Genomic DNA, 20475 nt, shown 5'->3' with positions numbered 1-20475 from the left:
TTGAGAAGCCCCCGCCGAGCGATTCGCGGGGGCTTTTTTACGATTCGTGAATTTTTTCAGGCATAACCAAGTTCATGATTAATATCGAATTTATTGGCCGATTCGCGCTGCGGGACTCGATTCTGCCGCACGAGTCAAACAGTCGTTAACTTCCCATAAGGGTTTCTCGCCTCTCATAGCGAATAAGGTTAACGGTTGTGACGTCGCGCGGAGGTGGTGATTCGTGCGTCGGCCATGGGAGGGAACCGATGCGGGTTCTGCTGATCGAAGATGATCGCGCGACAGCGCAGGGTATCGAACTGATGTTGAAGTCAGAAGGCTTCAACACGTATGTGACGGACCTGGGCGAAGAGGGTGTCGATCTCGGCAAACTCTATGACTATGACATCATTCTGCTGGATCTGAACCTTCCGGACATGCCCGGTTTTGACGTGCTCAAAACCCTGCGTGTGGCCAAGGTCGACACGCCGATCCTGATCCTCTCGGGCAATGCCGACATCGACAACAAGGTGCGCGGCCTGGGTTCGGGCGCTGACGACTACATGACCAAGCCTTTCCACAAGGAAGAGCTGATCGCCCGCATCCATGCCGTGGTGCGTCGCTCCAAAGGTCATTCCCAGTCGATCATCAAGACCGGCGACATCGCCGTGAATCTCGACGCCAAGACCGTCGAAGTGAACGGCCAGCGCGTGCATCTGACCGGCAAGGAATACCAGATGCTGGAGCTGCTTTCCCTGCGCAAGGGCACGACCCTGACCAAGGAAATGTTCCTCAACCATCTTTATGGCGGCATGGACGAGCCGGAGCTGAAGATCATCGACGTCTTCATCTGCAAGCTGCGCAAGAAGCTCGCTTCGGCCACCGCCGGTGATCACCACATCGAGACGGTCTGGGGCCGCGGATATGTTCTGCGTGACCCTTCTGATGAGATCAGCGCCGCCAGCGCCTGATCCGTCTGACATCTCCATCAAAAACCCCCGGAGCCCAGGCTCCGGGGGTTTTTGTTTGTCGGCATTGTGCGCGCATCGCAGCATCGGTGAGCAAGGGCAAATACCCAATAGAATCCGTGATTAGGAATAAATTCATTCGGACTTGAGCAGTCACACTTCGCTTATGCAGCACTTGAACTGCGTTCGAGTTGCAGTGTCATTGTGCGGCGCACAACCCAATTATCTGGGTGTGTATTCAAGTCTGTACTTGCGTATTCTGCCTAAGCTTCACTAACCTGTCCGGACACGCCTGTACCAAAAATGCAGCAAAGAAGCTGCGGGGCGTCGGGGGAGGAAAGCATGAAGAAATCCATCAAGTCCGTTGCGCTGGGCGCAACCGCGCTGGCCGCCGGTCTGACCGGGCTGGCCCACGCGCAACAGCCGGACGTCATTACGGTGACCGCGCAGAAGCGGGAGCAGACGCTTCAGGAGGTGCCGATCGCGGTGTCCGTGGTTCAGGCGGAGACCATCGAGAACGCCCAGATCATCGACGCCATTGATCTGCAGTCCGTAGTGCCGACCCTGCGGGTCAGCCAGCTCGAGCGCAGCTCCAACACCACGTTTATCATCCGCGGCCAGGGCAATGGCGCGAACAATCCCGGCATTGAGCCGTCCGTTGCGGTCTATATCGACGGCGTCTTCCGACCGCGCGCCGGATCGGTGCTGTCGGACCTGATGGGCATTGAGCGCGTGGAAGTCCTGCGCGGTCCGCAATCCACCCTGTTTGGCAAGAACGCCACGGCCGGCGTGGTCAGCATCATCACCGAAAGCCCCTCCTTTGAATGGGAAGGCACAGGTGAGGTGACCTTCGGCAATTATGGTACGACCATTCTCAAAGGCTCGGTGTCAGGACCTCTGAGCGAAAACGTGGCCTTCTCATTGTCGGGCAGCACGAACAATCGTGACGGCTATTACGAGAACAACGGCCCGGGCGGCGATTTCAATGATCGCGACCGTTACGCCATTCGCGGCCAGCTTCTCATGCTGCCGACCGACAATCTCGAAATCCGTCTGATCGCCGACTATGACGAGATAGACGAACAATGCTGCGGTACGGACCGGGTGACCGATGGCGCTGCCGGACCGGCCATTCGCGGCCTGCTGGGCGGTCAGACGTCCCAGGGTGATTTTGCGTATCAGATCGCCACGGACCTTCCCAACCAGAACCAGATCGAGAATTCGGGCGTGTCCCTGCAAGCGGACTGGCAGCTGAATGACAATCTCACCCTGAGTTCCATTACGGCGCTGCGTCAGTATGACGACTTCGTTGATTACGAGGGCGATTTCACCGATCTCGATATTCTCGGAGAGAACATTCGCGGACTGGATGTCAGCACGTTCACCCAGGAATTCCGTCTGACGGGCGACTGGAACAATCGGGCTTTCTTCCTGCTCGGCGCCTTCTATTCCGATGAAGACATGACGGTGGAAGACGCCCGTATCTATGGCTCTGACTCCCGCGCCTATGTGGACATTCTCACGGGCGGAGCCCTGGCCATGTTCGAAGCGCCGCTCGGCTTTGCGCCGGGCACGTTCTACGCGGAAGGCGGCGGCACCCGTTTCACCGCGGAACAGACCGATGAGCAATTCCAGATCTTCGGCCAGGTGGACTTTGACCTGACCGAACGGCTCGTTCTGACAGCCGGTCTGGCTTATTTCGAAACGAACAAGAGCGTTGATTTCACCGACGTCATTCGCACCAACCCGTTCTCCGACCTGAACTTTGTGGAGCTGGGTCTGGGCAGCTTCCTGCAGAGCGCCGGCATCAATCCCAATGACCCGGTGCAAGTGGGCGCATTCGCAGCCGCTCAGCCCACAGTCTTCAGCGCCTTTGTCGATGCCTCGACCACCTTCAACTCGGTGGCTCTGGGCAATGGCGGCGTGCTGGTGAACGGCGTCGTGGTTGATCCTTCGACCGGTCTGCCGCTGGCCAACCCGCTTCTGGACTTCTTCCAGCTGGGGCTGCAGCCGCTGGGCGCACTGACGCCGTTCCCCAACTCGGTGGAAGATGGTCGGACCAATGATTCAGATTGGCCCTATACCTTGCGTCTGGCCTATGACGCCACGGACCGCACCAATGTGTATGTGTCCTATGCGCGCGGCTTCAAGGCCTCGTCCTGGAACCTGACGCCCGATACGCGTCCGAACAGTGCTGACGTGGCGGCGCTGCGCGCGGCGGGCGAACTGGCGGCGGACAATGCTCTGGGCTTGCCCACGGTGGTGAACACCGCTGAAGCGCTCGGCGTGGCCGGCAACCAGCGTTTCGCCCGTCCGGAAATCACCACGACCCTGGAAGTCGGCTTCAAGACCCGCTTTTCCTGGGGCTCGCTAGATGTGGCGCTGTTTGACCAGACCATCGAGGACTTCCAGTCCTCCATCTTCCAGGGCGCAGGCTTTGCGGTGGTCAATGCGGGCGAACAATCCAGCCAGGGTCTGGAGTTCGACACGACGATCAATCCGCCGGATATCCCGGGCCTGACCTTCACCCTGTCCGGTATCTGGATGAACGCTGAATATGACAGCTATCCGGGCGCTCCGGTGGTGACGGGCAGCCCGGAAGACCTGGCGGACGGCGTCGCCAACGGCGTCGGTGATCTCAGCGGCGCGGACGTCGCCGGCATTCCCGAATTCGCCGGTTCCTTCGGTGTTCAGTACAGCCGCGACTTCAATGGCGGCGAGGCCTTCTTCCGGGCCGACTACCAGTACGAATCCGAGGTCAAGCTGCTCAACAACCTGCCTGATGACATCACGCGGTCGGTGAGCACAATCAACGCCTCCTTCGGCGTGAATCTCGACAATGGTCTCGAAGCCCTGCTGTGGGCACGGAACCTGAACGAGGATGAGTATTATACTTCGGGCTTCCCGACGACGCTGCAAGCGGGCTCCTTCTCCGCTTATCCAAACCAGCCTCGGACCTACGGGATCACGCTGCGCAAGCGGTTTTAGGATCCCGGGCGGAACCCGTAATCTACCCCGCCGGGCGACCGGCGGGGTTTTTTTATGATCCGCGGAGCTGCTTCATGAAGGCCGGGTTTGAAACGCTGAACTGTGAAGACGGGTTCTCCTGCCCGGCCTGGATCGCCCGGCCCGATGCACCGCCCCGCGCAGGCGTGATCGTCCTGCAGGAAATCTTTGGTTTGACCGCGCACATCGCCGGCGTCGCCGACCGGTTGGCGCGGGCAGGCTATCTCGCGATCGCGCCGGATCTGTTCGCCCGGACCGGCGTATCACGGCCCATCGCGTATACCGATCCCGAGGCGGGTCTGGCCGCGGTGGCCCTGACCGAAACGGCGGCGCGGGATAGGGATTTTGACGCCGCCCTGGCCGAGATGGGACATCTCAGCACGGGCGTGATCGGGTTTTGCTGGGGCGGTGGCGAGGCCTGGCGGCTTGCCGCGCGTCGCTCCTTGCCGGCGACGGTGTGTTTTTATCCCACGCGGATGGACGCTCATGTCTCAGCGCCACCCCAGGGCGGGGTGCAGGTGCATGTGGCCCAGGGAGACCGACACACGCCCGATGCGCTGTTGGATCGGTTGAAGGCGAGCCAGGCTGATGTTGAGCTGTTCTCCTATGATGCCGCGCATGGCTTCATGTGCGAGTTGCGCGCAGGGCATGATGCGGACGCGGCCGCGCTGGCCTGGACGCGTGTCCTGTCGCATCTTGAGCAAGGACTCACCGGACCGGAGCGTCCCGAAGCGTTGAATGGCGAGGGCTGAAGACAGGCCATGATCGAAGACATTGATACGGTCGAGCAGGACAAACCGCAGTCTCGGTTCCGTCCAATTATCTTATGGGGCCTTTTCCTGGCCCTGTGCGCGATTTTGGTGGCGGGCGTCGCTGGATGGCTTGAGCCGGTGGAGCAAGCGCTCAGCGATGGCCGTTTGAGTTTCACCAGCGGGAATTTCACGCTCACCGCCTATGATGTGGCCCGCATCGCCGTGGTGCTGGCGCTGGTCTACTGGATGGCGGCGGTGATCGCCGGAGTTCTGGATCAGCGGATTCGCAATTCCAGGGCCTTCAAGTCCGGAACACGATCCCTGATCGCGCAGATCGTCCGGATCGCGATCTACATTATCGCCGGGCTCATCACGCTGGATGTCGTCGGGCTCGATCTGACGGCGCTGACGGTGTTTGGCGGGGCGCTGGGCATTGGTCTGGGCTTCGGGCTTCAGAAAATCGCCTCGAACTTCATTTCCGGCCTGATCCTGATGGCGGAGCGCTCCGTCGAGGAAGACGACCTTGTCGAGCTGGCGGACGGCACCACGGGGTTCGTGCGGCGCACCAGCGCTCGCTATGTCCTTCTGGAGACCTTTGACGGCAAGGAAATCCTGATCCCCAATGAAGAGCTCATCACGGGCCGTGTGATCAACTGGACGCTGAACAACACCCGCGGCCGGGTGGAGATCAAGGTGGGCGTGGCCTATGGCTCGGATCTGCATCTGGCGCGCTCGCTGATGCTGGAAGCGGCGAGCTCTCATCCGCTCTGTATCGACGAGCCCGAGCCGCTGTGCGTCATGCGCACCTTTGGCGATTCCTCCATCGAGTTCACACTCTGGTTCTGGGTGGGCGATGTCACCAAGGGCCGTCTTGTGCCCCAAAGCGAAGTCATGTTCGCCATTGTCGATCTGTTCGAGGCGAATGGCGTGAAAATCCCGTTCCCGCAGCGGGATCTGCACATCATTTCCGGTCAGGCCGAGGCATCCGGGTCTGGAACGCCGTCATGACGCCCAAACCGATCCATGCCTTTGATGTGCTGGAGGATGGGGCCGCACGCCCTGTCGCCGATCTGGGAGCCGAGCCCGGAGCGGATGTGGCGTATCGCTGGGTGCATCTGGAGCGGAACGCGCCGGGCGTCAGCGCCTGGATCGAAGCTCAGGCGGATGCGGTCGTGGCGACTGCCCTGAACCGGGAGGATACCCGACCGCGCCTGACCGATCATGCCGATGGCGCGATCCTGATCATGCGCGGCGTCAATCTCAATCCCAATTCGGATCCCGAAGACATGGTCTCGATCCGGCTTTGGATGACGGATCGGCTTGTCATCTCCACCCGCATCCGGCGGCTGATGGCGGTCGCCGAGATCGCGGAGGGATTCAGCGCCGGTCACGGTCCCGCCACGCCGTCCGACTTCATCTGCGCGCTGGCCCAGGGTCTGACGGCGCGCATGGAGCCCGTGCTCGACGAGCTGGTCGATGAGATTGATGACCTCGAAGAGCGCAGTGTGGACCAGGCCGCGGGGCTGCGGGCGCAATTGGCGGATGTGCGACGGACGACCATCGTCCTGCGCCGCTATCTGGCGCCGCAACGCGATATTCTGGCGCGCCTGTCCCACGAGGATATCGGCCCCATGCACCACCCCAAGGCGCGGATCAGTCTGCGCGAGACGGCGGATCAGCTGACCCGGCTGGTCGAGGAGCTGGATATGGTGCGCGAGCGCAGTTCGATCCTGAACGACCAGATGGTCGATGCGCGGGCTGAGGAAATGAACAGCGCCATGTTGCTGCTCTCGGTCGTGGCCGCCGTGTTCCTGCCGCTGGGTTTCCTGACGGGGCTTCTGGGCATCAATGTGGGCGGTCTGCCCGGCGCGAACTGGCCTTACGCGTTTGCGCTGGTGTGCGGGCTGTGTCTGGCAGTCGCGGGCGGTCTGGTCTGGTGGTTCAGAAAAAAGGGCTGGCTCTGAAGCCAGCCCTTCTGATCCTTACTCCGCCGGGACCAGTCGCAGGACCGATCCTTCAAAGTCATCGGTCAGCGTGTAGATGGCGCCGTCCGGGCCGGTGCGCACATCGCGGAAACGCTGGCCGAGGTCTTCCAGAAGCGGCTCCACGCTGATCACCCGGTCACCATCCACTTCCAGGCGTTCGATCTTGCTGCCCGCCAGGGCGGAGACGAACAGGTCTCCTTGCCAGTGCTCGAAGGAGTCGCCGGTGTAGAACATCATGCCGGACGGCGCGATGGAGGGGTTCCAGTACCAGATCGGCTGGGCGAGGCCCTCGCGTTCGCGCTCCTCGGTGATGATTGTGCCGTCGTAATTGATGCCGTAGGTGATCTCGGGCCAGCCATAATTGGCGCCGGCGTCGAGAATGTTGATCTCATCGCCGCCGCGTGCGCCATGCTCCAGCTCCCAGACCGAGCCGGTAATGGGGTTGCGCGCAATGCCCTGAGCGTTGCGATGACCGTATGAGTACACGCCTGGCGCAGCGTTCTCGATCATCGGATTGTCAGACGGGATGGAGCCGTCGAGGTTGAGACGCACCACCGCTCCCAGATGGTTTTCCGGGTTCTGGGCCTGATCCTGGTAGTTGCCGCCGTCACCCAGGGTCAGGAACAGCGTGCCATCGGTGTTGAACAGGATGCGGCCGCCGAAGTGGAAGCCGCCCGCCTTGTCGAAATTGACGTGGAAGATGTCCTCGACATTCTCAAGCGCGGTCAGGTCCTCGCTCAGGGTCGCACGGGCGAGGGCGGTATTGTTGTCGTCCGCGGTGCCTTCGGCATAGCTGAAATAGACCATGCGGCTGGTTGCAAAGTCCGGCGCCAGCGCCACGTCCAGCAAACCGCCCTGGCGTTCGACCAGCAGGTCATCGGGCAGGCCGGAGACCGGAGCCTCGCGCAACCCGTCCGCATCGACTACGCGCAGGCGGCCTTCACGCTCGGTGACCAGCATTTCACCAGACGGCAGAAAGGCGATGGACCAGGGGTATTCCAGCCCGCCGGCCACGGTTTCAACGACGAAGTCGGCCTGTTCGCTTTCCACGACCTCTTGTCCGAAGGCGGCGGAGGACAGGGCGAGAAAGCTCAGGCTGGCGATGGCAGTGGATCGGATCATGATGGTCTCCCCAGTGATGGCTTGCCGGAAAGATAGGTGATCATGGGCCGAATGGAACCGCTAAGCCTAGGCCGTCAGTCGTTGCGGGGCTTTGAGAAAGGCTTCGCCCATGCGCCGGACGCGCCGGCTCAGCACAGGTTCGGCGGCTGCGGTCTGGGCCCAACGGCGACGCAGTTTGAGCGGCGCCTTGGAGAGCGGTCCGGGCAGGAGGCGGGCCGCCGCTTCCGCGCTATCCCAGGCCAGAAGGCCCGCCATGGCCAGGCTGGGGGTCATGGCGCGGCCCCCGTTCAGGGTCACCTCATAGTCTGCGTAGGCGGCCTTGTAGGGCAGGTCTCCGCCACCGAGATCGATCCGGGTGACGCCCATGCCCGGCGCCGCTTCGAGAAGGCCTTGAAGGAGGAGCAGTCCGGGGGACACCGCGCTGAAACGCGGGTCATAGGCCGGTATCCAGGAGTGATAGATGTCACCGGCGACCATGCCCATTTCCACCGCCGCCAGCTCATCGCCAAGATAGAGCGAGGCCACGAGACCACGAAACGGTCCGAAGCTGCGTGCGGCGCAATTGCGAATGACGCCGTCAATCCAGCTCACATCAAACAGGTCCAGCAGCCCCGTTTCCTGATACTGGCGGCTTTTCCACGTGCGCAACTTGTCGAACCGGTCGCCCAGCGGATCACCAAACACCACGCGGACCGGTCCGAATTCGCGTTCCGCCTTGCGATGGCGTTGGCGCAGCTTCTTGAAATGCTTGCGCTGGCTCTCTTCTTTGTGGGCCATCCAGGCGTCAAAGCCTTCACTCAGATCGATGACCGAGGACCGGGTTTGCGCCCGGGTCTTGCCCAGCGAAGCGCCCATCCAGTTGTCATAAACCAGCACGTCAGCGCCCATGACTTTCAAGAGCGCTGTCTCATCCACTTTAAAGCCGGGCCGGGCGGCGAAGCCCTGATAATCGGAAAGCGGCGCGCCGACCGGGCGCGCAATGCCGCCCTGCGGCGCGTGATAGGCGAAATAGCCAACCGGGGCGCTGTTTTCCTCGGCGATGATCACGCGGACATCGTGGCGCTGATCGTCCACCATCTGCGCGAATTCCGGCAGCAGGTAGGGGCTGGTCAGACGGCCTAGGGGGCGCGCCAGATCGCGCCACAGGTCAAGGTCCCGGACGCCGAGCGCGGACAAAGGCGTATCAAACAGGCGCATATTCATCCCCCGAAAGTCGTCTTCGAGGTGAAGATGCAAGGCGCGCGCCGCACGGGACTCATGTATGGTCCCGTTTCGTTCTGGTCTGATTTGAAGGTGCGCCATGGATCCCGTTTCGCTTGCTCTGATCGCGCTGGGCGGCGCCTGTCTCATTCTGGGCGGAGTGGGCGTGATCATTCTTCGCAAAACCTGGCGTGAGGCTGACGGTCTGCGGGTCCAGATCGCCGGGGTGCAGGCGGAGCTGTCTGAAGCGCAGCTGGAATTGCGCGAGGCGCAGACCGAAGCCCGGCGTGTGGATGAACTCAAGGCGGAGCTTGCCAGCGAACGCGCCATGCGGGACGCCGCCGAGAAAGCCCTGGCGGAGGAGCGCACCAAGGCGTCCCGGGTCGAGGGGCTGGAAGAACAGCTTGAGGCGACCCGGCAGGCGGAAAGCCGCGCGTCTTCCGAGTTGCGGGCCCTGAAAGAGCGCCTGGAGGAACGCGAAGCGGCGGTGAAAGCTGAACGCGAACGCCTGACCGCGCTGAGCCAGGAAATGCAGGACCGCTTCAAGGCTCTGGCGGACGAGGCGCTGGATGTGTCCTCGAAAAAGCTGCTCGAACAAGCCCAGCAGAGCTTCAAGACCCAGCATGAAAAAGCGGAAGGCGAGGTGAAATCCCTTGTCGATCCGATCCGGGAACGGCTCGACAAATTCCGCGAGCAGGTCGAGAAAATGGAACAGGACCGGGCGCGCAATTCCGGCGCGATCGCCGAGCAGATCACCAAGCTCAGCCAGGGTCTCAATGACCAGCACAAGGAAACCGCCAAGCTGGTGAATGCGCTTCAGCGCAAATCCACCACGCGCGGCCAATGGGGCGAACGCACGGTCGAGAACATTCTCGAACTGGCGGGGCTGACCAAGGACATTGATTACGACGCCCAGCACCAGACCCGCGACACCGATGGCGCCGCGCTCCGGCCGGACTTCGTCATCAAGCTGCCCGGCGGCGGACGGTTCGTGGTGGATTCAAAAGTGGCGCTGACCGCCTATCTGGACGCTGTGGAGGCGGAAGATGAACAGACCCGGCGCGACGCCTTGCGCCGCCATGCCCAGCAGGTGAAGACCCACGTCAAGCAATTGTCCAAGAAGGAATACGCGGCCAGTGTGGACGGCGCGATCGACTTTGTGGCCCTGTTCATTCCCGGTGAGAGTTTCTATTCCGCGGCGATCGAAGAGGATCCGGGCCTGTTTGACGACGCCATCAAGGCCAATGTGATCATCACCACGCCCGCAACTTTGCTGGCGCTGGCCAAAGCGGTGGCCTATGGCTTCCGGCAGGAAAAGCTGGAGCAGAACGCCCAGAAGGTCGCCGCGCTGGGGGACGAGCTGTTCACCCGTCTCAATACCTTCTCGGACCATCTGGGTCGTGTGGGCGCGGGCCTGAAGACCGCAACGCTCAACTACAACAAGGCCGTGGGATCGTTTGACAGCCGGGTGCTGCCCAAGGCGCGCGACATGGCCCAGCTCAACGGCCAGATGAAAGCCATAGAGCCGCCCGCCCCGGTCGACGAAGCGCCGCGGCTTCTGGCGAACCCGGAAGAAGACAAGGGCTAGTCCTGCGCTTGTTCTGTCTCAGCCGGGGGCTCGCCGCCCTCTACGAGATACCAGGGCGCCTCGCCGTAATCATAGGGCGGCAGGGCGAACAGGGTCCGGAACGCATCAAGGGCTGCGGGATGAAAGATGGTTGAATGTTGTTCGGTTTCGGACCGGTCGACATAGGTCCAGTCGAGACTGTCGGGCGCATCCTCGCGCAGGGCCGCCAGCAGCTGGTCGAGCCCGGCCTGCATGGTCCCGCCTTCATCCGCCATGGTGAGGTAGAGCCGACGCTCCGTTGCGTCATGGTCGGCCAGAAGCGTGGAGGCGGCCTGACCGGCCGACTGGTCGTCCCACCACAAGGACGGGCTGACCGCGATATAGTCGGTAAAGCTTCCGGGCGCGTTCAGGAAGGTGTCGGTCACAAACAGGCCCGCCAGTGACTCCCCGATCAGGGCGCGGTGATCGGACACCGGATAATGCGCCTCCACATAGGGGATCACCTGCTCGGTCAGAAACGCCAGGAAGGCTTCCGATCCGCCCTGTTCGTCGAACTGGGCCTGATAGCGAGGATCGGTGGCGGGGCGGGTCAGCTCGAAAATCCGGTTCCGGGTCTGAACGCCCACCAGCATGAACGGCTCGTACTGCCAGCTCAACGCGCCTAATTGCGCCAGGCCCGCCATGTGAATGAAGTCCTGATCCTGTCCGCCATCAACGAGATAGACGACATTGATCGGGTCTTCGAGGTCCTCCAGGAAGGGCGGAACCCAGATGTTCACCTCACGCTGATCGCCCAGGCTGGGCGCATCCAGCATGACGCTTTGCCCCATGATGATCGGGCTTTCCGAGATAGCGGCCGGCGTTTGAGCGTAAAGCGAAGCGGACGCGCAGACGATCATCGCGCAAGCGAGCAAGACTGATTTCATCATATCCCCCGAGACTGGTAGCACGGCAGGCTAGTGACTTTGAAACGGAGCGCCAGCCTGATCATGAAAGTCGAGGCGCGCAGCGTGTCGCGCTTGAACCGAACCCCTTGCGGGATTACCTACTACGCATGGCTATTCGAGAGATACTTACTGTTCCTGATCCGCGCCTGAAGCTGGTGTCCAAGCCTGTTGATACGGTGGATGACGACCTTCGCGCCCTGATGGACGATATGGTGGAGACCATGTACGCCGCCGACGGCATTGGTCTCGCCGCAATCCAGGTGGGCGTGGACAAGCGCGTCATCGTCATGGATCTGTCTGACGAGCGCAATGATCCGCGCTTTTACGTCAATCCGGTGATCACGCCGCTGACGGAAGATCTCAAACCGTATCAGGAAGGCTGCCTTTCTGTCCCGGATGTGTTCGACAGCGTCGAGCGTCCGAAAAAGGTCAAGCTCGAATATCTCGATTACGACGGTGAAAAGCGCGAGGAGATCGCCGAGGATCTGTTCGCGGTGTGCATCCAGCACGAGATGGACCATCTCGAAGGCGTGGTGTTCATCGATTATCTGTCCCGCCTGAAGCGCGATCGCGCCGTCAAGAAGGTCCAGAAACTGGTCAAGCAACGCGGCGCACCCACGGAAGCGGCTGAATGAGCGCGGCCCGTATCCTCCTTCTGGGCATGTCGCTGGCCATGGCGGCGTGCGCACCTTCCACTTCCCCAGATCAGGACCTGTTTGACCGCCTGAGCGCCTATTGCGGGCAGGCATTTGAAGGCGAGGTCACCTCTGACGATCCGCGAGACGCGGATTTCGCCTCCGAGCGGCTGGTCATGCATGTGCGCGAGTGCACGGATGAGACGCTGCGCATTCCCTTCCATGTGGGAGAGGACCGGTCGCGCACCTGGGTGATCACGCGCCTGCCCGACGATAGCTTGCGCCTGAAGCATGACCATCGTCACGAGGACGGGTCTGAAGACGTGCTGACCCAGTATGGCGGCGATACCGAAGGCGCCGCCGGGTCTGTGCGCGCTGACTTTCCCGCCGATGCCGAAAGCCAGGCTCTGTTTGAGCGCGAAGGCATTCCGGTCTCCATGGACAATGTCTGGTCGATCACGCTGACAGAGGACAGCTTCGTCTATGCGCTCGACCGTCCAAGCCGGCATTTCTCGGTGGCGTTTGACCTGACCGAACCTGTCGAGACGCCGCCTGCGCCCTGGGGCGCGGAGTAGGGGTTTGCTTCTGCTCCTTGTCATCCCGGACGCGCAGCGATCCGGGATCGACCGGACACACTCTGTTCTGATCACAGAAACGAAGCCGGTAGATCCCGGTTCAAGGCCGGGATGACGGGTTTGAAAATCTGAGAAGTTGTCATCCTCCGCTTCATGCGGGAGATCCATGCCGGTGGGTTTGATTACAGGTCACGGCATGGATTCACCGGATAAACCGGTGAATGACATGAGGAGAGAGTGAAACCCCGGCCAAGCGCAGCGCCGAGCCGGGGCCTCGCGCAGGATAGGGCGCTTAACGCGGAGAGAGGTCCCGGGTCTTCGCGTCGCTCGCCCGGGAGTTCACTCCGCAATCTCGTACCCGTCCGGGTAGTCTACAAGCGACAGATACAGCCCATCCGGCGGGGCCACCGGGCCGCAGCGTCTGCGGTCCGCGGCGTTGAGCGCGGCCTTGAAGTCGTCCGGCGTCCATTTGCCCAGGCCCACTTCCACCAGCGAGCCGACGATCGAGCGCACCTGGCGGTGCAGGAAGCTGATGGCTTCCACGGTCACATGGATTTCCGCGCCGGAGCGGAAGACCGCGATCTGATCCAGCGATCGGACCGGGCTGTCCGCCTGACACTGGGAATCTCGAAACGTCGTGAAATCGTGCGTGCCCACAAGGTGCTGGGCAGCCGTATGCATCGCCTCCACATCGAGCGGTTGATAGACGCGCCAGACCTGACCGCGGGTCAGGGTCAAGGGCGCGCGCCGCGCATGTAGACGGTAGATATAGCCGCGCCGATGCGCCTTGAAGCGGGCGTGAAAGTCCGTACTGACGCGCACCGCCTCCACCACAGCGATGGGGTGGGGCTTGAGATGGTGATTGATCGCGTCCCGCACCTTATCGGCGGGCAGATCCTTTACCAGATCCACATGGGCGACCTGCCCGAGGGCATGGACACCGGAATCGGTGCGCCCTGCTCCATAGATCTCGCGCGGTCCGCCATCGAGCCTGGCCGCCGCAGTCTCGAGCGCGCCCTGAACGGAGGGGCCGTTCTCCTGGCGCTGCCAGCCCACGAATGGACCGCCATCATACTCGATGGTGAGCTTGTAGCGCGGCATGGCTAGCCCAGCACCGTGCCCTTGGGCACGTCCACGCCATTGAGGAAGGCTTTCGCGTCCATCACACCCTTGCCTTCGCGCTGCAGGCGGATCAGTCGCACCGCTCCGCGACCGCAAGCGATCCGCAATTCATCATCGAGCGCTTCGCCCGGCTCGCCATCGCCCGCTTCCGGCTGGGCGAAATGGACCTTGATGCGAACAGGCTTTTTCTCGCCTTCGAGCTCGAAATAGGCGCCGGGGAAGGGGGAGAGGCCGCGAATATGATCGGCGACTTCGCTGGCCGGTTTCGTCCAGTCGATGCGGGCTTCCTCGCGGGTGATCTTCTTGGCGTAGGTCACGCCGTCCTCGCTCTGGGGCACGGCGTTCAGCGAGCCACGCTCAAGAGCGGCCAGCGTGCGCGGCCAGAGCAGGGCGCCCGTGCTCATCAGACGATCATGCAGGCTGGCGGCGGTGTCGGTTTCGGAGATCGGAACCACTTCGCTCATCAGGACGGGGCCGGTGTCGAGGCCGGCCTCCATCTGCATGATCTGTACGCCCGTCATCTCATCACCCGCCATGATGGCGCGCTGAATGGGCGCTGCGCCGCGCCAGCGCGGCAGCAGGGAGGCGTGCAGGTTCAGACAGCCCAGGCGCGGCGCATCAAGCGCCTCTTGCGGCAGGATCTGGCCATAGGCGACAACGCAGGCCGCATCGAGATCGAGGCTCTGAAACTCTGCGATGACCTCGGGATCACGAAAGCTTTCAGGCGTGTGAACGGTTAGTCCGAATTGTTCGGCCAGCTGATGGACTGGAGTTTTGACCTTGGCCTGGCCGCGCCCGCGCGGGCGCTCGGGCTGGGTATAGACCGCGACCACCTCATGGCCTGCGCCGACAATCTCGGCCAGTGAGGCGGCGGCGAAATCAGGGGTTCCCATGAAGGCGAGGCGTAGGGTCATTGGTCAGCGTCATTTCTGTTGCAGGCTGGGCTTGGACCTAAACCGAAGCGCGACGCAGGAAAAGCCTTAGAGCGGCTTCAACCCTGTAATCTCCTCGCTTAGCGCCCACAGCTTTTCGGCGGTTTGTGCATTGCGAATGTGCGGATGCACGCCATAGAAGGCGCCCTCCGGAGGGTTGGGCGCGGCGATGTTGCAGTCCTCGCAATACACGCCGCCGCGATCCTCCAGAAGAGGCGACGTGGCCGCCCACAGCGTTGTGGAGGCGCCTTCCTCCACCGTTTTGAAGACCGGGTTCAGCGCGCCGTCTTCGTCAAACCAGCCCAGAGCCCGCATTTCCGCCTCGGGCAGGTCGCGCTGCAGCTCGGTCATGATTCCGCCCGGATGCACCGAATAGGCTTTCAGGCCGTGGTCTTCACAACGCCGGTTCAGCTCGAGCGCGAAAAGGGCGTTCGCGCTCTTGGACCGGCCATAGGCGGGCCATTTCTCATAGTCCGCATCGCGCCAGTTCCAGTCATCGAGATTCACATCGCTGATCCGGTGCGCCAGCGAGGACAGCGCCACCACCCGGGCGTTCGGACGCTTGAGCAAGAGATCGGACAGATACGCAAACAACGCGAAATGCCCCAGATGATTGGTGGCGAACTGGCTCTCCCAGCCTTTCGAGTTGCGGCGCAGGGGCGTGGCCATGACGCCGGCATTGTTGATCAGGATATCGATCCCGTCCGGCGTCAGGTCGCGTATCGCGTCAGAGCCGGTCTTGATGCTGTCAGGCTCCATCAGGTCCAGCTTGACGGTCTCGACCTTGAGCCCGGCCAGTGCAGCCTTCGCCTTGTCCTCGGAGCGTATGGTGACGATGACGCGGGCCCCCGCATTCACCAGCGCCCGGCTCGTTTCCAGGCCAATGCCGGAATACCCGCCCGTGACGATGACGGTCTTGCCGGTCAGATTGGCCGTCTTCGCGACGTCTGCGGCGGTGGAGCGGGCCTCGAACGGGCTCTCGATGGGATGCTGGCGGTCATCGGACATTCAGGCGCCTTTCGTTAGAGCAGACACTTCAGTGTTGCGCGGATCGGTGTGGGACGCCACCGTCTGTTAAGCCGCGCACGCGCCGAAGCGATCAGCTCGCGTGATGCGCTTGAGATGAAAAGGGGACGAATATGCGGATGGTCATCGCGTTTTTGGGAATGCTTGTTCTGGCGGCGTGCAGCGCCACCGCACCGGATGGTGGGCCGATCAATGGCGGACCGGACGGGGATTGGCGCGTGGTCGGCCTCGGCGAAGCCTGTGGCGGCATGGCCGGGATCATGTGCGAAGGCGAGCGGAGCGGCGCGGCCTATTGCGCCTACGCTCCAACCGCTCAGTGTGGCGCGGCGGATCAGATGGGAACCTGCACGGCCCGTCCGCAAATGTGTACGCGCGAATATCGTCCGGTCTGCGGCTGTGATGGCGAAACCTATGGCAATGCCTGCACGGCGGCCTCGGCTGGCGTCAGCGTTGTCCATGAGGGGGAGTGCCAGGCCCAGCCCTGAGTTCCGCGCATCTGAGTAAAGCCCTGTTCATGCCTGAGCGTGACGCTTGGCCTCTTGTTGAGGGGCTCTGACATGAAGGTCATTCTCGGGCAGCGCATACCGGATGTGAGTGTTGGCTATCTGGACGAGACGGGATCTCCCGTCTCGACCCGATTGCGCAGTATTCTGGACAAGGGCACGCACATCGTCATCGGCGTGCCCGGCGCCTTCACGCCGATCTGCACGAAGCGGCATCTGCCCCGCTTTATCGAGAAAGCTCCCGCCCTGAAGCAATCGGGCTTTGATCAGATCAGCTGCATCGTCTCCAACGATCCGTTCGCGGTGGACCAGTGGCGGCGGCAGATCGATCCCGAAGCGCGATTGAGGTTCTATGCGGACGGGCCGATGGCGTTCTCACGCTGGTTCGGCTTGACCGAAACGCTGCCCGAGCACCTGCATATGGGCGAGCGCAGCAAGCGCTATTTGCTGATCATTCGCGATGGCGTCATCCAGCGCGTCAATATCGAACGCATGGTGATCGAGTTCACCTGCACGGGGCCGGACGATCTGGACGCCAGTCTGGCCTTTTAAGAGCTGAAAGCCGTCAGGTTCGGCGCGGCCCCATGGCCGCGCCGAATGCCCTGATAAGACCTTACTCTGCGCGCCAGACCACCTCGCCGTCGACCACGGTCATGACAGGACGCGCCTCGGCCAGCTCGGCGTCGGGAACGGTCATGAGGTCGCGATCAAAGACGGAAAAGTCCGCCAGCTTGCCCACTTCAATGGTGCCCAGTTCATCCTCGCGGAAGGTGGCGTAGGCGGGCCAGATCGTGAAGAGCTTGAGCGCGGTTTCCCGATCCAGCGCCTGATCGAGATTCCAGTGATCATCGGCAAAGCCCTCAAGATCGCGGCGCACGGCGGCGGCGTAGAACTCGATCCGCGCCTCGCCGCGTTCGACAGGGGCGTCCGAACCGCCTGAAATCAGGGCCCCGCTCTCGATCAGCGAGCGCCAGGCATAGGCGCCCTCAAGGCGGTTGTAGCCGATGCGGCTGGCGGCGAAGTGCAGATCGCCAATGGCATGGCTGGGCTGCATGGAGGCGATGACATCCATTTCGCCAAAGCGCGGGATATCGTCCGGATGCAGGACCTGGGCGTGTTCGACCCGCCAGCGCGGATCTTGTACGGCGCGCTCTGAAGCGGGCACAGCTTCAAAGCTGTCTTCCATCCAGTTGAGCACATTGCGGTTGCCGGCGTCGCCAATGGCGTGGATGGCCAGCTGAACGCCGTCCTCCAGCGCGCGTTGCATCATCGCTTCCGCGCGCTCCTCTTCAGACAGGAACAGACCGGTGGTGTCGGGGGCATCGTCATAGGGTTCCAGCAGCGCGGCGCCGCGTGATCCCAGAGCGCCGTCCATGTAGAATTTCACGCCGCGGGCGATGACCCGACCCTCCGCATGCATGCGCGGGGTGCGGGCGGCGACGGCGTCATAATCTTCCGGATTGGCGTAGACGGAGACACGCACCGGCAGCTCGCCGTCCTCGGCAAGCCCGGCCATGATGTCCACATCATCATAGGGCACGCTCATATCGTGGACGCTGGTCCAGCCCTGGGACGCCATGACTTCCGCGCCCAGCCGGTAAAGCGTTTCGCGTTCCGCGCCATCGGGCTCGCCGGCCAGGGCCGCGAACGGCGCCATGGCGGTATCGATGATCATGCCATTGGGCTGGCCGTTCTCATCCTTCAGGATCGCGCCGCCTTCGGGATCCGGCGTCGCGGCGGTAATCTGAGCCGCTTCGAGGGCGGCGGTGTTGGCCACCAGGGCGTGCCCATCGGCGCGCATCAGGATGACCGGGCGCTCGGCTTCCACTTCATCAAGGTCGGCGGCAGTGGGAAAGCGCTCTTCAGGCCAATGGGTTTCGATCCAGCCCCGCCCGGCAATGATCGAGGCGCTCTCATCCGCAGCGGCCTCGGCCACTCGCGCCTTGAGATCCTCGATCGAGGCGGTGCCCTCAAGGTTCAAGGAGCGCTCACGCTCGCCGACGCCAATGATATGGGCATGCGCGTCGGTGAAGCCGGGAAAGAGCGTGGCGCCATCAAGATCGACCTCGTTCGTGCCGTCGCCGATATAGGCCTGGCCGTCACGGGCGCTGCCGACAAACACGATCCGCCCATCGTCAACCGCGATGAATTCAGCAGTGGGCTGGCTCTCGACGCCCGTATAGATCGGCCCGCCGGTGAACACCGCATCGGCGGCTTGGCTCTGTGCGCCGGAATTGACCGTGTCCGGGTCAAAGCACCCGGTGAGCGCCAGAGTGCATGCGCCAAGCGATAACATGGCCAGAGATGCTGAACGGATCATGTCGGTTCTCCCCAAATCATTGGAAAGGAACCTAGCGCGCCGCGCTCGTCAGGTCACGGACAGGATGAGACGGTCCATGATCAGCGGAATGGCGGCGGCCGCCGCCGCCTTGATGGGAGGCAGGCCCATTGCGCCTTGCGCCACGCGCCAGTGCACGAACAGGCGCAAGAGACTGTAGAGCATCAGGGTCTGTGCGATGGCGCCCGCATCCGCCAGTCCAGCGGGATATAGCGCCAGCAACAGCGCCTGGATATGCACCAGGACAAAGACAGTCCAGTTGTGCACCACCAGCCAGCTGGCGAACCGGTCCTTGAGGTCCATCACCAGGGCGACGATCGCGGCCACGACCGGAAACAGCAGCCAGAAGCGCGCCCAGCTGATCACGGCGTCCAGAAGGGTGTAACGAAAATCGCTGGCGTACACGTCGACATTGTCGGCGTAGAAATAGTTCACGCCGAAAATCAGGAAGGCGAAGGCCGGCAGGGCGAGAACCACGCCGGAAAACGAGCGCGCCACGCCCTCTGCGCTGACATCAAAGTGTTTCCGCCAGTCCGACTTGAACATCAGCAGTGCAAAGACGCCGACAACGCCGGACCGCATATCCTGAATGGCCTGGTTCATGATGCGAAAGTCTTGAAATACCTCTGAAGCACGTCGGCATAGATTGCAGCGAGACCGGTCACGTCACTCACCGGCACGCGTTCATCCACCTGATGCATGGTTTCGCCCACCAGGCCGAACTCGGCCACCGGGCAGTAATCCTTGATGAAGCGGGCGTCGGATGTGCCGCCGCCCGTGGTGAGCGCCGGTTCGCGACCCGTGTGATCCTTGACCGCGTCCCGCAACAGATCGGTGAACGGCCCGGTCTTGGTCAGGAAGGCGTCGCCGGTGACCGTCAGATCAAGATGAATGTCGCCAAAGAAGCCCTGCTTGAGGACGGCGGCTTCCTCACGGATCCATTGCTTCAACCCGTCGCCGGTCTGGGCGGTGTTGAAGCGGATGTTGAATTTCGCGGTGGCTTTGGCCGGGATCACATTGTGCGGGGCATTGCCCACATCAATCGTGGTGACCTCAAGGTTGGAGGGCTGAAAGTGCGGTGCGCCCTTATCTAGCGTGCGGTCGGTCAGCTTGTTCAGGAAATCGATCAGGACCGGGATCGGATTTTCCGCTTTTTCCGGATAGGCCACATGGCCTTGCTGGCCGGTGACTGTGACAATCCCGTTCAGTGAGCCGCGACGGCCCACCTTGATGGTGTCGCCCAGATGATGCGGGTTGGTGGGCTCGCCCACAAGGCAATGGTCAAAGCGCTCGCCTTTCTCGGCGACGGCCTGAAGCAGCTTCTTGGTCCCGTTCACGGCCGGGCCTTCCTCATCGCCCGTGATCAGGAAGGCGATGGAGCCGGCCGGCTGGCCTTCGTTCTGGATATGGCGCGCGACGCCCGCGACCATGGCCGCGATGGCGCCTTTCATGTCGGACGCGCCGCGCCCCCACAGCACATCATCGGCGATCTCGGCCTCGAACGGGCCGCGGCTCCAGGCCGCTTCATCGCCGGGGGGCACCACATCGGTATGGCCGGCGAAGCAAAAGACCGGCGCCGCCTTGCCCAAGCGGGCGTAAAGATTGTCCACGTCCTCGAACTTGAAGCGGGTGCACTCAAAGCCCAGAGCCTCAAGCGCTTCAGACAGGACGTCAAGCGCGCCGGCATCGGCAGGCGTGACGGACGGCGCCTGAATCAGGCGTCGGGCGAGGGGGATCGGGTCGGTAAGAGTAGACAGATCAAGCATGGCGCAGATTTAGGGCGTTTTCGCCTCTGGCGCCATGCTTGTGTCGGGTCTG

Annotated in this window: 19 protein-coding genes; 10 read left to right on the top strand and 9 right to left on the bottom strand. The window is 62.6% G+C overall.

The window, feature by feature from the left end; all coding sequences use genetic code 11:
• Nucleotides 1-248: 248 nt before the first annotated feature.
• From ctrA to RBA95_RS03890, 5 genes are all read left to right on the top strand, one after another.
• Nucleotides 249-950, top strand: coding sequence for a response regulator transcription factor CtrA (gene ctrA / locus RBA95_RS03910; protein WP_306015501.1), 702 nt, complete (start codon nucleotides 249-251; stop codon nucleotides 948-950).
• 339 nt (nucleotides 951-1289) lie between these two features.
• Nucleotides 1290-3935, top strand: coding sequence for a TonB-dependent receptor (locus RBA95_RS03905; RefSeq protein WP_306015500.1), 2646 nt, complete (start codon nucleotides 1290-1292; stop codon nucleotides 3933-3935).
• 74 nt (nucleotides 3936-4009) lie between these two features.
• Entirely contained in the window at nucleotides 4010-4705 is a 696-nt protein-coding gene (locus tag RBA95_RS03900) for a dienelactone hydrolase family protein (RefSeq protein WP_306015499.1), read from the top strand.
• Nucleotides 4706-4714: 9 nt separating this feature from the next.
• Nucleotides 4715-5713, top strand: coding sequence for a mechanosensitive ion channel family protein (locus tag RBA95_RS03895; protein WP_306015498.1), 999 nt, complete (start codon nucleotides 4715-4717; stop codon nucleotides 5711-5713).
• A complete protein-coding gene (locus RBA95_RS03890; protein ID WP_306015497.1) occupies nucleotides 5710-6669 on the top strand; it encodes a zinc transporter ZntB in 960 nt (319 codons plus the stop codon). The genes RBA95_RS03895 and RBA95_RS03890 overlap by 4 nt, the downstream gene beginning before the upstream one ends.
• An 18-nt stretch (nucleotides 6670-6687) precedes the next feature.
• Here the strand turns inward: RBA95_RS03890 and RBA95_RS03885 are convergent, their stop codons facing one another.
• Both RBA95_RS03885 and RBA95_RS03880 read right to left on the bottom strand, forming a co-directional pair.
• Complete coding sequence (locus RBA95_RS03885) at nucleotides 6688-7812, bottom strand: PQQ-dependent sugar dehydrogenase (protein WP_306015496.1); 1125 nt, start codon at nucleotides 7810-7812, stop codon at nucleotides 6688-6690.
• 66 nt (nucleotides 7813-7878) lie between these two features.
• Entirely contained in the window at nucleotides 7879-9009 is a 1131-nt protein-coding gene (locus RBA95_RS03880; RefSeq protein ID WP_306015495.1) for a GNAT family N-acetyltransferase, read from the bottom strand.
• 103 nt (nucleotides 9010-9112) lie between these two features.
• Here RBA95_RS03880 and rmuC point away from each other — a divergent pair, with 103 nt between their 5' ends.
• A complete protein-coding gene (rmuC, locus tag RBA95_RS03875) occupies nucleotides 9113-10600 on the top strand; it encodes a DNA recombination protein RmuC (protein WP_306015494.1) in 1488 nt (495 codons plus the stop codon).
• Here rmuC and RBA95_RS03870 read toward each other — a convergent pair.
• Entirely contained in the window at nucleotides 10597-11505 is a 909-nt protein-coding gene (locus tag RBA95_RS03870) for an alpha/beta hydrolase (protein ID WP_306015493.1), read from the bottom strand. The two genes, rmuC and RBA95_RS03870, sit on opposite strands and share 4 nt — an antisense overlap.
• A 128-nt stretch (nucleotides 11506-11633) precedes the next feature.
• Between RBA95_RS03870 and def the strand changes: the two genes are divergently transcribed.
• Nucleotides 11634-12161, top strand: coding sequence for a peptide deformylase (gene def, locus RBA95_RS03865; protein WP_306015492.1), 528 nt, complete (start codon nucleotides 11634-11636; stop codon nucleotides 12159-12161).
• Complete coding sequence (locus RBA95_RS03860) at nucleotides 12158-12736, top strand: hypothetical protein (protein ID WP_306015491.1); 579 nt, start codon at nucleotides 12158-12160, stop codon at nucleotides 12734-12736. Before def ends, RBA95_RS03860 begins: the two co-directional genes overlap by 4 nt.
• A 339-nt stretch (nucleotides 12737-13075) precedes the next feature.
• Here RBA95_RS03860 and truA read toward each other — a convergent pair whose 3' ends face one another.
• The 3 genes from truA to RBA95_RS03845 form a co-directional block, all read right to left on the bottom strand.
• Nucleotides 13076-13837, bottom strand: coding sequence for a tRNA pseudouridine(38-40) synthase TruA (gene truA / locus RBA95_RS03855; RefSeq protein WP_306015490.1), 762 nt, complete (start codon nucleotides 13835-13837; stop codon nucleotides 13076-13078).
• A gap of 2 nt (nucleotides 13838-13839) precedes the next feature.
• Entirely contained in the window at nucleotides 13840-14772 is a 933-nt protein-coding gene (gene fmt, locus RBA95_RS03850; RefSeq protein ID WP_306015489.1) for a methionyl-tRNA formyltransferase, read from the bottom strand.
• 66 nt (nucleotides 14773-14838) lie between these two features.
• Complete coding sequence (locus RBA95_RS03845) at nucleotides 14839-15798, bottom strand: oxidoreductase (RefSeq protein ID WP_306015488.1); 960 nt, start codon at nucleotides 15796-15798, stop codon at nucleotides 14839-14841.
• Nucleotides 15799-15929: 131 nt separating this feature from the next.
• On the opposite strand from RBA95_RS03845, the gene RBA95_RS03840 reads away from it, so the two are divergent.
• Nucleotides 15930-16301: a Kazal-type serine protease inhibitor family protein gene (locus RBA95_RS03840; RefSeq protein WP_306015487.1), complete on the top strand. Its 372-nt coding sequence runs from the start codon at nucleotides 15930-15932 to the stop codon at nucleotides 16299-16301.
• A 72-nt stretch (nucleotides 16302-16373) separates the two neighbouring features.
• On the top strand, nucleotides 16374-16871 hold the full coding sequence (locus RBA95_RS03835; protein ID WP_306015486.1) for a peroxiredoxin: 498 nt from the start codon (nucleotides 16374-16376) through the stop codon (nucleotides 16869-16871).
• Nucleotides 16872-16932: 61 nt separating this feature from the next.
• Here the strand turns inward: RBA95_RS03835 and RBA95_RS03830 are convergent, their stop codons facing one another.
• The 3 genes from RBA95_RS03830 to dapE are packed head-to-tail and all read right to left on the bottom strand — an operon-like array spanning nucleotide 16933 to nucleotide 20432.
• On the bottom strand, nucleotides 16933-18639 hold the full coding sequence (locus tag RBA95_RS03830) for an amidohydrolase (RefSeq protein WP_306015485.1): 1707 nt from the start codon (nucleotides 18637-18639) through the stop codon (nucleotides 16933-16935).
• A 48-nt stretch (nucleotides 18640-18687) separates the two neighbouring features.
• A complete protein-coding gene (locus RBA95_RS03825) occupies nucleotides 18688-19260 on the bottom strand; it encodes a hypothetical protein (RefSeq protein ID WP_306015484.1) in 573 nt (190 codons plus the stop codon).
• Entirely contained in the window at nucleotides 19257-20432 is a 1176-nt protein-coding gene (gene dapE, locus RBA95_RS03820) for a succinyl-diaminopimelate desuccinylase (RefSeq protein ID WP_371933584.1), read from the bottom strand. The genes RBA95_RS03825 and dapE overlap by 4 nt, the downstream gene beginning before the upstream one ends.
• Between the last annotated feature and the right edge of the window lie 43 nt (nucleotides 20433-20475).

Origin of the sequence: Oceanicaulis sp. MMSF_3324 (genome assembly GCF_030733545.1) — a bacterium.
Taxonomy (GTDB): Bacteria; Pseudomonadota; Alphaproteobacteria; order Caulobacterales; family Maricaulaceae; genus Oceanicaulis.
The sequence above is the reverse complement of the archived record's forward strand: the minus strand, read 5'-3'. Positions and strand labels throughout refer to the sequence as shown.

What these genes read in the sequence shown, in the direction of transcription:
- ctrA (WP_306015501.1), top strand. Translation starts at nt 249, where the DNA reads ATGCGGGTTCTGCTGATCGAAGATGATCGCGCGACAGCGCAGGGTATC.
- RBA95_RS03905 (WP_306015500.1), top strand. Translation starts at nt 1,290, where the DNA reads ATGAAGAAATCCATCAAGTCCGTTGCGCTGGGCGCAACCGCGCTGGCC.
- RBA95_RS03900 (WP_306015499.1), top strand. Translation starts at nt 4,010, where the DNA reads ATGAAGGCCGGGTTTGAAACGCTGAACTGTGAAGACGGGTTCTCCTGC.
- RBA95_RS03895 (WP_306015498.1), top strand. Translation starts at nt 4,715, where the DNA reads ATGATCGAAGACATTGATACGGTCGAGCAGGACAAACCGCAGTCTCGG.
- RBA95_RS03890 (WP_306015497.1), top strand. Translation starts at nt 5,710, where the DNA reads ATGACGCCCAAACCGATCCATGCCTTTGATGTGCTGGAGGATGGGGCC.
- RBA95_RS03885 (WP_306015496.1), bottom strand. Translation starts at nt 7,812, where the DNA reads ATGATCCGATCCACTGCCATCGCCAGCCTGAGCTTTCTCGCCCTGTCC.
- RBA95_RS03880 (WP_306015495.1), bottom strand. Translation starts at nt 9,009, where the DNA reads ATGCGCCTGTTTGATACGCCTTTGTCCGCGCTCGGCGTCCGGGACCTT.
- rmuC (WP_306015494.1), top strand. Translation starts at nt 9,113, where the DNA reads ATGGATCCCGTTTCGCTTGCTCTGATCGCGCTGGGCGGCGCCTGTCTC.
- RBA95_RS03870 (WP_306015493.1), bottom strand. Translation starts at nt 11,505, where the DNA reads ATGAAATCAGTCTTGCTCGCTTGCGCGATGATCGTCTGCGCGTCCGCT.
- def (WP_306015492.1), top strand. Translation starts at nt 11,634, where the DNA reads ATGGCTATTCGAGAGATACTTACTGTTCCTGATCCGCGCCTGAAGCTG.
- RBA95_RS03860 (WP_306015491.1), top strand. Translation starts at nt 12,158, where the DNA reads ATGAGCGCGGCCCGTATCCTCCTTCTGGGCATGTCGCTGGCCATGGCG.
- truA (WP_306015490.1), bottom strand. Translation starts at nt 13,837, where the DNA reads ATGCCGCGCTACAAGCTCACCATCGAGTATGATGGCGGTCCATTCGTG.
- fmt (WP_306015489.1), bottom strand. Translation starts at nt 14,772, where the DNA reads ATGACCCTACGCCTCGCCTTCATGGGAACCCCTGATTTCGCCGCCGCC.
- RBA95_RS03845 (WP_306015488.1), bottom strand. Translation starts at nt 15,798, where the DNA reads ATGTCCGATGACCGCCAGCATCCCATCGAGAGCCCGTTCGAGGCCCGC.
- RBA95_RS03840 (WP_306015487.1), top strand. Translation starts at nt 15,930, where the DNA reads ATGCGGATGGTCATCGCGTTTTTGGGAATGCTTGTTCTGGCGGCGTGC.
- RBA95_RS03835 (WP_306015486.1), top strand. Translation starts at nt 16,374, where the DNA reads ATGAAGGTCATTCTCGGGCAGCGCATACCGGATGTGAGTGTTGGCTAT.
- RBA95_RS03830 (WP_306015485.1), bottom strand. Translation starts at nt 18,639, where the DNA reads ATGATCCGTTCAGCATCTCTGGCCATGTTATCGCTTGGCGCATGCACT.
- RBA95_RS03825 (WP_306015484.1), bottom strand. Translation starts at nt 19,260, where the DNA reads ATGAACCAGGCCATTCAGGATATGCGGTCCGGCGTTGTCGGCGTCTTT.